The organism is Microcystis sp. M_QC_C_20170808_M3Col, assembly GCF_007095505.1.
In the GTDB taxonomy this organism is placed as follows: domain Bacteria; phylum Cyanobacteriota; class Cyanobacteriia; order Cyanobacteriales; family Microcystaceae; genus Microcystis.
Map to the genome: position 1 here is coordinate 1 of NZ_SFBY01000260.1, position 11,628 is coordinate 11,628.

Genomic DNA, 11,628 nt, shown 5'->3' on the forward strand with positions numbered 1-11,628 from the left:
GAGTTAAAAGTTAAACTTCAAGTTTTTATTCAGGACGAATGTACTGATTAACTAATTTTTTGGGGAAAATTAGTTAACCCATCATTATAACATATAATTAATTTGCAAGAGTTCTAATACAGAAATCGAAGGAATTGCCCCTCAGTGTCACGGTTTACTCGTGCCAGTTTTTTCCGATGACCGACGGCGACTATCTCAACTAGATTTAGCCCGTGCGATTGAACAAGCCGCCGAAAATGGAGCGCACATTATTAGTATTAGTGGGGGGGCGCTCACCGATATGGGAGAAGCAGAAGACTGGCTAGAGCGTGCCATTGAAATGTGTAGCCAGAGAAATATTCTTGTCGTTGCGGCTGCCGGAAATGATGGTTGCGAGTGCCTCCATGTTCCAGCCGCCCTTCCTGCTGTCCTAGCAGTGGGTGCTGTTGATGCTAGAGGGCATCCCCTCGACTTTAGTAATTGGGGGGAAACCTACCAAAATCAAGGCATCCTTGCCCCTGGAGAAAATATCTTAGGGGCAAAACCGGGCGGCGGGACAATACAAATGAGTGGCACTAGCTTCGCTGCGCCCATCGTAGCAGGAGTAGCGGCTTTATTACTCAGTTTGCAAGTGCAGCGGGGAGAAACACCTAATCCCCACGCAGTCAGGGAAGCACTACTAAAAAGCGCCGTTCCCTGTCCCTTGACAAACAGTGAAAACGAACCAAAATGTTTAGCCGGCCTGTTGAACATTTCGGGGGCAATTAAACACCTAACCGGAGAAACCATGTCCGAAACCATAGAAACCCAAGCAACAGTAGAAGCTTCCGGCTGCGGCTGCGGTGGTACACCTGAAACCACCGAGGTTCAACGCCAAAATCTCGAACTGAGTGCCGCAACCAGCGCACCGGCAATCCCCGTTGTTGCCGCCCAAATTCCCAACCCTGTAACAACCTCTCAAGGAGTATCCATGCCTGAAACTACCACTAAATCTGTCACCCCTAGCCAAGCTGCTGAACCCGCTGGTGGAATCGTCTATGCCATTGGCACTTTGGGCTATGATTTCGGTACAGAAGCCCGTCGGGACACATTTAAACAACTGATGCCCACCGCCGTAATTGGAGGGATTGAAGTTCCCTCTAATCCCTACGATGCCCGCCAGATGGTGGATTATTTAGCCGATAACCTCTCAGAAGCCAAATCCTTAATCTGGACCCTGAACCTGGAACTTACCCCAATTTACGCCATTGAACCCCTCGGCTCTTTTTCCCGCGAAGTCTATTCGGCTTTACAGGAACTGCTTTCGGGACAAGTGCAAGCGGAAGACAGCCCCGAATATATCCAGCGTGTCAGTATTCCTGGACGGATTACTGGGCGCACAGTACGCCTGTTCTCAGGACAAGTTGTTCCCGTCATTGAACCGGATAGCCCCCGGGGAATTTATGGTTGGCACGTTAATACTTTAGTCAGTGCGGCAATAGAAGCTGTTGGTGCAGAACAAACAGAAGCCCAAGAAAGCCAAATGCGCCGGACTTTGAGTAGTTTCCTCAACCGCATCTACTACGATTTACGCAATTTAGGGCAAACTTCCCAAGACCGCGCCCTCAATTTTGCCGCGACCAATGCTTTCCAAGCAGCGCAAACTTTTTCTGAGGCTGTGGGTGCTGGGATGGAGTTAGATAGTATTAATGTTTCTAAGAGTCCTTTCTGTCGGCTGGATAGCGATTGTTGGGATGTACAGTTAAAATTCTTCGACCCAGAAAATAGCCGCCGCGCTCGTAAAGTCTTCCGTTTTACTATAGATGTGAGTGACCTAATTCCTGTCACCTTGGGCGAGGTTCGTTCCTGGTCTTCTCCTTATTAGTCCTCTCCCCTAAACTCTATCTATTTACCCCAAAACAACCATGAGACTTCCCAAACAGTCTGCTCCCGTCAAACGTCCCCATTTTATTCATCCCCACGAATGTGTTGATATTGTTCATGGAGATGGGGAAGATTTAGTATCTATCTTGGTTAAGTTAGTTCATGGGGCTAACTACAACGATCCGGCACAATTTCAATACCCTCACTATGGCTATCTAAAAATGTCATCCTTTGGCGGTTTTCGTTATTAGTATCGACTTCTAAAACCTAACAAAAAACACTGGAGGAAATCAAACAATGGCTAACTCTAAAAGTTCTAAGCAATCAGAAACAAATCCGAATGTTGAGCAACCAGAAACAAAAAAATCCAACATTCAACCACAGGAAACAACTCAACCTAAAGCTAAATATATTCCCGCAACTGGGTTAGAAGATTACGGACGCTGGAAAACCATGTTCCAAGACCGCAAGGCGAATCCCAATGATCCGCCGTTTCGTCGGGGTCGAATTTGGTGTTAAACACCTTCCCTTAATCTTCAGGTTCTATCCCTAATGCCCTTAACTGTTCCGCTAGGCGCTCGGCTCGTTGTCGTTCCCGCTCGGCTCGTTGTCGTTCCTGTTCAGTAGATTCCTGGGAAGTTAACAACAAGTTACCTTCCCCGTCCCACCAGCGAAGCCAGGGAAAGAATTGATTTTGGTATTCTCCTTGCCAAATTCCTAACTCTACCTTTAAAGGAACAATGGGATAATGACCGCGCTGATTAGGAGTCATTTTTTGGTAACGACCATTAACTAACTGATACATCTCGATCTGGGCCTTGTTAACTTCATAAATTCCATAAAAAGGAATTTGAATCGCTCGCTCATAGATCCAAAATTTACCCTTAACAGGCGTTTTATCCCGTTCTTCTTCACCATTGCCAGAGACAAATTCTAAGGCAATAACCGGTTCAATGGTTTCTTTCCACATCACAAAGGAACGGCGAACTTGACCATCAATAGTCGTGGGGACATGGGGAACATAAAACCAATCGGGAGCAACAGCACCCTTTTCTAGAGATTCTGGATGCTCTGGCAATCGCCAATAAATCCCACAATCTCGACCTAGGCAGTAATTACCATCAGGATGTAATTGTTCTAAAAGGCGTGTAATAGTATCCGTTAAAAGGTCTGCTTGGGGAGGCTCTTGATAGTTTTTCACAAAACTTCCATCTTTATCGGGGAGTTGGGTGTGGTCGGGTAAAGGGGAATCGCAATACACCGTTGCAGAAGGTTCCTGAATTGTGGTTGAGGATTGTACCGTTTGGGTGATTGAACTCATCTTTAATTCCCCTATTTTTGTTATCTAGCTTTTATTCTATAACTGTTCTTGAAAATCTGTACAAACTATGCCTGATCTCAATGCTATCCCCGGAATGACCGCTCTTCGCTCCCATACCAAAGGCGATCCACGCATCAAAATCGCCGTTCTTGATGGACCAGTTGACTTAGATCGCGCCTGTTTTCAAGGAGCAAATATTACCCGTATTAATCCTTATTGGGACGAAGAATTTCCCATCGATCCCCAACACTTACAAGCCTTTTTAGATGTAGAAAAAAGTGGCAAAAGTGATGAAGAAAAAGAGGAAATGTTTAAGGAGGCGATTCCAGATGAAAATATCCGCCACAGTTTGCATTTGCGCTTCCATGCTAACCATATTATCAGCACCATTTGTGGACAGCCAGATTCACCGGTAGAAGGGATTGCTCCTAACGCAACGGTGATAAATATTCCCATTGCTTATGGGAATGAAGATTTTATCAATCCTCTCAATCTTTCCCGGGCGATTAGTAACGCGATTGAACAGGGAGTGAATATTATTCATTGTGCCGCTTGTCACCCAACTCAAAGCGGATTAGCTCACGAATTTATTGATAAAGCGATTCGTCAAGCACAGGATAATAATATACTCGTTATTGCTCCTGGTGGTAATGATAAAGGAGAGTGTTGGTGCGTTCCTGCGGTATTAGAAAATGTCCTGACAGTAGGAGCGATGAAAGATACAGGAGAGCCATTTAAATTCAGTAATTTTGGTGGTAAATATGCGACTCAAGGGATTCTTGCTCCCGGAGAGAATATTCTAGGATCTCAACCCGGAACTGATGACCCTATCCGCAAAAAAGGGACTAGCTGCGCTGCTCCAATTGTGACAGGAACGGCCGCTTTATTAATGAGTTTGCAATTAGAACAGGGTTTATCTCCTGATGCGGAAGCAGTAAGAGCCGCCTTGACTAATAGTGCCATCCCCTGCGATCCTAATGAAGTAGAAGAACCAGAACGCTGTCTGTTAGGAAAAATCAACATCTCTGGAGCTTATGAATTGCTGACAGGAGAGAAATTACAAACTGTTGAAGCGGATAACAATTCGTCGAATAATATCATAGAATCGACGGTAATTCCAGTGACAGCGACAACCTCTGTTATTCCCTCTTGTTCAACCGAGATAGCGAATCAGGGAATAACTGCAACCATTTCAACAGCAGCAACAAGACAACCAGCGATCGCTCCTAGCAATGCTTCAGAAAATATTTCCTCAACTGGATTAATAAAAAATCATCAAGCACATAACAATATTGTCCTAAATAATGTTGTTCCTAGTCAACGCTCAAACCTCGTTTATGTGTTAGGAACCTTGGGTTATGATTTCGGTACAGAAGCGCGTCGGGATACTTTTAAGCAGTTAATGCCAACCATCACAATCGATAATCTTGAATTACCTCCTAATCCCTACGATGCACGACAAATGGTAGATTATTTAGAAAGTAATCTATCAGAAACTAAGTCTTTAATTTGGACAGTTAATTTAGAACTAACTCCCATCTATGCTATTAAACCAGTGGGAGCTTTTGCTGCTGATATTTATCAAGTCATGCAATATATGTTAGCGGGTCAAATATTGCCAGAAGCTGACGAAGATTATGTTGAAAGAGTGAGTATTCCGGGTATGCTGACCGAGGAAACTGTGAAACTTTTTTCCGGTCAAATTATTCCTGTCCTCAAAGTCAATAGTCCCCGGGGAATGTATGGCTGGAAAGTTAATACTTTGATTGAATCAGCGATAGAAACTGTTAGCGCGGAACATGAAATCGCCGATGAAGCGAGGATGCGGCGTTCTCTGACCAGTTTCTTGAATCGCATTTATTATGACTTACGAAATTTAGGACAAATAGCACGCGATCGCGCCTTAAATTTTGCGGCTACTAACGCTTTTCAAGCTGTACAAACCTTCTCCCAAGCAGTAGCAATGGGAATGGAATTACACAGTATTGAAGTAGAAAAAAGCCCCTTCTGTCGCTACGGAAGTGAATGCTGGGATGTGAAATTAAAATTCTTCGATCCCGAAAATGGTCTGCGAGCTAAACGAGTATTTCGCTTTACCATTGATGTTAGCGATCGCACTCCAGTAACCTTAGGAGAAGTGCGCTCTTGGGCTGTTTCTAAGTGAGGTCTTAGCTTAGGGTTTGCTGAATAAATCTAAAAACCTTGTTGGATAATATCTTTAGGCTTTTTTGAAATCAAAAAGTGCCATTTCTTGGAGTGGTCGGGGGGAAAATTCCGGGACTTTTTCCCCGAAAATTAGGTAATTGACCCTCTTAAGGCCGCGCACTGATTCTTTAAGTCAACTCCAAGCAAAAATGCAGGAATATCTTGATAGTGGCTTAAGACTGGGCTGGTTAATTGATCCCATTAGTCAACAGGTAGCAATCTATCGCCAAAATCAGGCTAGTATGTTTTCTGACTGCTATTTTTCAATTTTATTGGTGAGAGTTCCGACCACATCAATACCGAGGGTTTGATGGACACTGGCGAGGAATTGATTGACGATTTCGGGATAGACTTTAATCAGGGTAGCGAGGGATTTACCATCACCATTATCAACAATATTAACTCGATCGAGGTGTAAGCGTTTAGGAATTTTTATCGCTTCTTCCAGGATAGTTTCTAACTGTTGAATCAAGAAAATTGCTGATGCTTCGCTGCCGGTGTTTTGCCAAACTTCCGCGAATAATTCGTTAACCAAGGCTTCAGCTTTAGCATTTTCTTCAAAAATTGCCGCTTGTCCTCTAGCGCGGAAAGTTTCGGCTTCCTGCTGCGCTTCTGCGGGTAAAACTTCATCTGCTTGGAGACGTAATCTTTCTAATTCTGCTCTGACCTGTTGAAATTTTTCTTCAACTATAGCACGTTTTTCCTTAGCGGCGGCGATAGTTATTTCTTCTTCCGATTTAGCCTGTTGTTCCAGTTTTGCCTTTAACTTTCTTAATTCGTTTTCTTGCTCTAAAATGATAATTTGATCGCGGGTTTTAGCTACGGTTGCTTGTTCCTCACATTCCGCGACTATTTGTTCAGCTTCATTGAGTGCATTTGATTCAGCAATTTCAGCATCACGCATGACTAAAGCGATTCTTTCCCGTCCGAGGGAGTTAAGATAATCCACTTCATCGGCGACATTTTGAATTTTGAGAGTATCAATTTCTAAACCGAGTTTAAACAGGTCTTGACTGACGTTACTGGTAATACTTTCGGCAAATTTTAGGCGATCTTCGTTCACTTGTTCGGGGGTCATTGTTGCGACTACACCCCGCAAGTTTCCTTCTAAAGTTTCTTTAGCTACGCGAATAATTTCTTCTCGATCTCGATCTAAAAAACGTTCGATCGCATTGCCGACTATTTCAGGTTTAGAACTAACTTTCACGTTAGCAATTGCCACTATATTCAGGGGAATATTGCCCTTAGAATAGGCATTTTTAATCTCAATTCTGATCGGGGTTGTGGTGACATCCATGCGTTTAACGGTTTCTAAAATTGGAATACGAATCGCCCGACCCCCCGATATCACTCGATAACCTGCATCTTGTCTATCTTTTGATTTGCGTTTCATCCCACTCAGGATCACTACTTCATTGGGTTTGCAAATACACAAAAAAGAATTGATAAACCAAATCGCACCAATCCCCAGAAATATCAATAAAGCAATGGGAACACTATTCCCCAATAAATTACCAGCACTGTTGTTGTTATTGTTGTCGTATTGATTGGGATTGATTTGGATGAGATAGGAATTATTTTGACTATTCATAGTTAGTTACCCTTTGGTCTAGAAGAAATTACAAATCGCCTCTGATATACTTTTCCGCAATGACTAAAACTTTATTGTCTTGGCAATTGAGGATAAATGCTTGATCCCCGACATTAAATTGTTCTTCCCCTTCCGTTATCGCTACTATATCGATCAGACTATCCCCGACATTAACTCGCACTTTCCCCTTGCTATTTTTATCGAAGGGGATTTGAACAACTCCAATTAAACCGATGAGAGATTGATGATCGACGATACTATTTACCTGTTGGTTGCAGCGTCTTAACTTGACTAAAATTAGGAGTAGAATGGCCAAACCAATACCTACCCCTAAAGAAATTAAAATGATTGTGAGCAGTTGAGCATTCATAGTTTAGTTATTTACCGTTATGGTTGCCCCCAATCTAATTACTGTTAACTAATTCGAGACTTCGGCCATTTCAATCACGCGATCAGCATTATCTTTGACCAAAAAATTTAAAGGTTTATTGCGACGAACTTTATACTTTAAGCGTCGTGATTCCACCCGCATCAGAATTTGTTCTAAACAATCGTGATCAAAACAAACGTGACGATGACGATCCTTATAACCCGCAGTTGCCCCAGCAACGATATGCAGTTGGGTATTTTTCTTTAACTGATACCATAAACCCTGGGGTTGATCTCCCAAAGAAGTATGAGCAGTAGTCGCAGCCGGATTACTAGACATATAAAATGGGTCAATCATATTATTGCCCATCGTCTGCTCATAATTGTAATAGTAATGGAGGGGAACATCGGCCGTGGGTAAATTTAAAAGTCCTTCATAAAATTGTCGGGCTGTCTCCAAATCTGTCACCATGATTGTATGAACTTTTGGGGCGCTAGTTAGAAACATCCACATGGCTAAAGCATAAGCGGCCAGAAGCATAACCATAATCCCCTGGGTGGACAGGAGAGTATCAAGGGGTAGGAAAGCGCCGAAGAAAAGATGATTTATCAACACTGATGTGATCCTATTGCCTAAGAATTTCTATCATTCCCTAATTATAATCACGACGCTGAAACTTAAGTGAACAGGGTGGGGAGTAACCGAGTTCTGTACATTTGTATTAAAATGCTCCCTACCCAGTTTAAATACAGTACAATTTGCCTCAAATTCTCCCTATGGGATGAATAAATGATGAGATGATGACATTGCGGACGGAAATATGAGGAATTAGCGGAAATGAAAGCGTATATTGGAAATAGAGCCATCCCTAGAAAAGTGAGGTACTTTTATGAATTCTTTTGCGCTTCCCGTCTTTCTGCAATCAGGTTTAACCCTACTGGCATTTTTAGTGCTGGTTATCGAAAATTTGGGTTGAAAACCCCGCCCCTTTTAGGGCGGCCTTGTGTTAGAATCTTGCTGGTCTAAAAAACCCGCCCTATCATAGATACTCCAGTATAAACATACTAGGTTAAAATTCCTGCAACGGGTTGACGATGAGTAAGGGGAAGCTGACGGCCGGTGGGAACTCCATGCTAGAGGCAAAACATACCTTGTGTCGGTATGTATAAACCCAAATTAAATTAGTCGCCGGTGGGCATTCGGAGACTTTAAATGGACGGGTCGAAAGTGTCAGACTTAAGCAATTAAGCGTTTTTCGCTATCTGCGTCAACCCCATTCGGCGACTACCCTAAAAAAGTAGCGTGGTGAGGAATCACCGTCCGTTTACGGCGGTGAGGATGTCAACTGTGAGGCTTCTACAGAGAAGAATTTAGTAAAGTTGTTGATGAGGAAGAGAAACAATGCCAGTGTTTGATCAGCGGGGTCAAAAAGTAACTTATCAGTATAATGCTGCTGGTGACATCAATTTCGGTAATGTCCAAAATCGAGCAGACCTGATTAGTGAGTTAAAAAAACTCAAGGATGAGATATCAAAGGCTGGTGAGGCCGAAGTTATCGATGCTGAGATAGTCACAGATGCTCAGTACCAGATTCAGAAGGCTATTGATCAAGCCAAAAAATCAGAGCCAAGCAGGAAATCTATATTGGAGCATCTTGGTGAAGCAAAGGAATTTATGAAAGGTGTGGTCGAGGCTGGTGGTATCGTGACAGGTATTGTCAAGGCCATTGAGTTAGTTCAACAACTGTTTTGACAGTATAGTTGAGAAGTTGAGAGGGTGTTCGTATGCAATTTTTTGATGGATACTTACGGAGGTTCCTCTATCCATCTGGCACAAACAACTCCTTATTGGATAAGCCTTTCCACTTAGAAGATGTACCAGACTGAGCCTGAATCCGCCGTACTAAGGAGTTAGAAAATCATGGCAAGCTACGACCAGCGAAATCAGCATGTAAACACTCAGTTCAATATTAATCAAGTTTCTCAATCACCAGATCCAGATACTTTATTTAATCAAGGTATTCAATTTCTGGAGGCGAAGTCATACCAGCAATCAATAAATTTTCTCAAGGATGTAATCGAAGCTGATCCATCAATTGCTCCTGCCTACTATTATTTGGCACTAGCATTGCTTGGAGGTAGACGACCTAAAATACTGAAGCGTAGTGAAATCGAGGAAATTGATCAATTACTAACTACGGCTACGGCTATGGGTGATTCTGATGCAACTGTTCAATGGTTTCGAGTACTTGTTCGTGATGACTATTACAGTGGCAATCGAATAAAATGTCCCTCACCATCCATAGCAAATATCTTGGAATCTATTCATCCTGGTGCAACCAATATCGACAGATTGCGAGTATTGCTGGCAAAACTGCCGATGACCAATAACCAATTGTACATTGAGCTTGTTAAACAAATCTCATGAGTGGAGGAACATATTAATGACAGCATCCAAAAGTTCGGAAGATCAAAAGCGCCAGCGAATCCGAAATTACTTTAAAAAGCCAAAACTAAAGTGGCCAATCATCCTTCTTGTAATTGGCTTGCTCTTGCTATCACAATCCTCCAGTGCGGGAATCGGCCTACTTGTCTTAATTGCAGGAGGAGCATGGTTGTTTTTCGAGATCAAACCTGTTATGGATGCTCCTGGAGATCAAACAGTTGATGCTTGGCTAGTTGATGACATTGAACATCTTAAGAAACGTTCGATGGATCGCCTAAACATTGAGGAAGAAGAACTAATTAGAGATTCTGTTGTGATTCGCGGACCTATCCTCTGGTCAACTCATGGTGTTCCAACAGAAGAACTTGCCTGGAAAAAGGGTAAAGATGAGCGTATTCGATTTAGCATTAATGCTGTAACAGTTGTGCATTTAACCGAACATAAACTCAGTTCTTATCAGTGCGATTATAACTTTATAAGAGGTGTTCCTCTTAATGAAAGAGACGATGAATTCCACTATCGAGATGTAGTTGCCGTTTCGACGCGGGATGATTCTACGAACTACACATTACCAAATGGTGTATTGATGAAGCAGGCACAACTTTTCAAATTAGCAGTATCAAGTGGCGACAGTATTCAGGTTGTAGTGAATTCATCAGATTTGCTTAAATTTACAGGTGGAATTATGTTAGATACTGGGCTTGATACTGCTGTCAAAGCCCTGCGAAAAGTGCTAAGTGAAAAGAAGATTTAGCCGTAGGCTGGGTTGACGGCAGTGCGATCGCTATCGCTGTAGGGTCCGTTCCCTAATGCAAGTCCCACTATTCCACCAATAGATTTTGGGGAACGCACCCTGCACATTGATTGAAGCTGTGAGGTTAGGTGCGGTGCCGCTCTTGTTGGCCCAGTTGAGGAATGTTAGCGAAGATTCCCAATGTTTAGGTTAAAATAGAGGGACAAAAGTTGCAACAGGGTCGCTTCAATGACAGTTCGACAACCCCGCTACAGCAAAGAAGAATTTGCCCGACGTGGACACGAAGTCTATGAATCTCAGGTACGCTCCCAAATCGAGGAAGGGAATCATGGGAAGATTGTAGCAATAGACATCGAAACAGGGGCTTTTGAAGTGGCTGACGACAGCCTAACAGCTGCTAAACAACTGTTAATACGTTTTCCTGATGCACAAATATTTGGTATTCGCATTCGGCATCGCGCCGTCCATCGTTTTGGCTTTCGTTCCCCCAGTGTGTCGCCATGATGATGGGGAGCGTCAATTCGCGCCGAGAAGCAATTATTCAATTCATAGTGCTAGGCGAAAATCACCAGAGGCAAGCGATTAAAGCAGTTATTGACACTGGTTACACTGGATTTCTCACATTGCCTTCCGCTATCATTACAACACTAGGATTAACGTGGTATATGCAAGAAGAGGGAATCTTGGGCGATGGAAGCCTCTGTATGTTTAACGTATTTGAGGCAACTGTGATCTGGGATGGTCAGATCAAATCTATTGAAATCAATGAGTCAGAGACAGATCCATTAGTTGGTATGGGTTTACTTGATGGCTATGAGTTGAATATTCAGGGTTTTGTTGGGGGATTAGTGACAATTAAACCTTTGTCATAGTCTCTAGTTAGAAAAATGTCTAACAAATCACTGCACCCGACCTATGATTAGACTATTTATCGAAAATTTGGGTTAAAACCCCGTCGTTTTACGACGGCTTTTCTTGATCTTTAATATAGCACTTAAGAACTTCCAGGGTTGCACCTCTCAGTTATCAGTTATCAGTTATCAGTTATCAGTGGGTAAGTCATCAGTTATCAGATGTGAGTTTTTAAGTGTGCAGTATTA

General features: G+C 42.8%; 13 protein-coding genes and 1 pseudogene. 10 read left to right on the plus strand and 4 right to left on the minus strand.

What is annotated here, in order from left to right:
- Positions 1 to 100: 100 nt before the first annotated feature.
- Genes EWV84_RS11805 through EWV84_RS11815 form a run of 3 tightly spaced genes read left to right on the plus strand, consistent with a single transcriptional unit; the run spans position 101 to position 2,361 of the window.
- Positions 101 to 1,843: a S8 family peptidase gene (locus EWV84_RS11805; protein WP_287078153.1), complete on the plus strand. Its 1,743-nt coding sequence runs from the start codon at positions 101 to 103 to the stop codon at positions 1,841 to 1,843.
- A gap of 40 nt (positions 1,844 to 1,883) precedes the next feature.
- Complete coding sequence (locus EWV84_RS11810) at positions 1,884 to 2,093, plus strand: cyanobactin biosynthesis system PatB/AcyB/McaB family protein (protein ID WP_012263826.1); 210 nt, start codon at positions 1,884 to 1,886, stop codon at positions 2,091 to 2,093.
- 46 nt (positions 2,094 to 2,139) lie between these two features.
- Entirely contained in the window at positions 2,140 to 2,361 is a 222-nt protein-coding gene (locus EWV84_RS11815; RefSeq protein WP_287078139.1) for a cyanobactin biosynthesis PatC/TenC/TruC family protein, read from the plus strand.
- Positions 2,362 to 2,371: 10 nt separating this feature from the next.
- Here EWV84_RS11815 and EWV84_RS11820 read toward each other — a convergent pair whose 3' ends face one another.
- Positions 2,372 to 3,163, minus strand: coding sequence for a Uma2 family endonuclease (locus EWV84_RS11820; RefSeq protein ID WP_287078140.1), 792 nt, complete (start codon positions 3,161 to 3,163; stop codon positions 2,372 to 2,374).
- 67 nt (positions 3,164 to 3,230) lie between these two features.
- Between EWV84_RS11820 and EWV84_RS11825 the strand changes: the two genes are divergently transcribed.
- Positions 3,231 to 5,327 (plus strand): S8 family peptidase, encoded by a 2,097-nt coding sequence (locus tag EWV84_RS11825; RefSeq protein WP_287078141.1) that lies wholly within the window; start codon positions 3,231 to 3,233, stop codon positions 5,325 to 5,327.
- A gap of 148 nt (positions 5,328 to 5,475) precedes the next feature.
- A pseudogene (locus EWV84_RS23110) lies at positions 5,476 to 5,679 on the plus strand (Uma2 family endonuclease); the annotation flags it as partial.
- Here EWV84_RS23110 and EWV84_RS11835 read toward each other — a convergent pair.
- The 3 genes from EWV84_RS11835 to EWV84_RS11845 are packed head-to-tail and all read right to left on the minus strand — an operon-like array spanning position 5,625 to position 7,944.
- Positions 5,625 to 6,959 (minus strand): flotillin family protein, encoded by a 1,335-nt coding sequence (locus EWV84_RS11835; RefSeq protein ID WP_287078142.1) that lies wholly within the window; start codon positions 6,957 to 6,959, stop codon positions 5,625 to 5,627. The pseudogene EWV84_RS23110 and the gene EWV84_RS11835 sit on opposite strands and share 55 nt — an antisense overlap.
- Before the next feature lie 28 nt (positions 6,960 to 6,987).
- Positions 6,988 to 7,329 (minus strand): hypothetical protein, encoded by a 342-nt coding sequence (locus tag EWV84_RS11840; protein WP_287078143.1) that lies wholly within the window; start codon positions 7,327 to 7,329, stop codon positions 6,988 to 6,990.
- 48 nt (positions 7,330 to 7,377) lie between these two features.
- Complete coding sequence (locus EWV84_RS11845; protein WP_287078145.1) at positions 7,378 to 7,944, minus strand: glyoxalase-like domain protein; 567 nt, start codon at positions 7,942 to 7,944, stop codon at positions 7,378 to 7,380.
- A gap of 786 nt (positions 7,945 to 8,730) precedes the next feature.
- Between EWV84_RS11845 and EWV84_RS11850 the strand changes: the two genes are divergently transcribed.
- The 5 genes from EWV84_RS11850 to EWV84_RS11870 all read left to right on the plus strand — a co-directional run bounded on the left by EWV84_RS11850 (position 8,731) and on the right by EWV84_RS11870 (position 11,400).
- Positions 8,731 to 9,081: a hypothetical protein gene (locus EWV84_RS11850; protein ID WP_287078146.1), complete on the plus strand. Its 351-nt coding sequence runs from the start codon at positions 8,731 to 8,733 to the stop codon at positions 9,079 to 9,081.
- Between the two features lie 168 nt (positions 9,082 to 9,249).
- Positions 9,250 to 9,756: a hypothetical protein gene (locus EWV84_RS11855; protein ID WP_287078147.1), complete on the plus strand. Its 507-nt coding sequence runs from the start codon at positions 9,250 to 9,252 to the stop codon at positions 9,754 to 9,756.
- 16 nt (positions 9,757 to 9,772) lie between these two features.
- On the plus strand, positions 9,773 to 10,528 hold the full coding sequence (locus tag EWV84_RS11860) for a hypothetical protein (protein ID WP_287078150.1): 756 nt from the start codon (positions 9,773 to 9,775) through the stop codon (positions 10,526 to 10,528).
- A gap of 228 nt (positions 10,529 to 10,756) precedes the next feature.
- Entirely contained in the window at positions 10,757 to 11,032 is a 276-nt protein-coding gene (locus EWV84_RS11865; protein WP_287078151.1) for a hypothetical protein, read from the plus strand.
- Positions 11,029 to 11,400 (plus strand): clan AA aspartic protease, encoded by a 372-nt coding sequence (locus EWV84_RS11870; RefSeq protein WP_287078152.1) that lies wholly within the window; start codon positions 11,029 to 11,031, stop codon positions 11,398 to 11,400. The genes EWV84_RS11865 and EWV84_RS11870 overlap by 4 nt, the downstream gene beginning before the upstream one ends.
- Positions 11,401 to 11,628 lie beyond the last annotated feature (228 nt).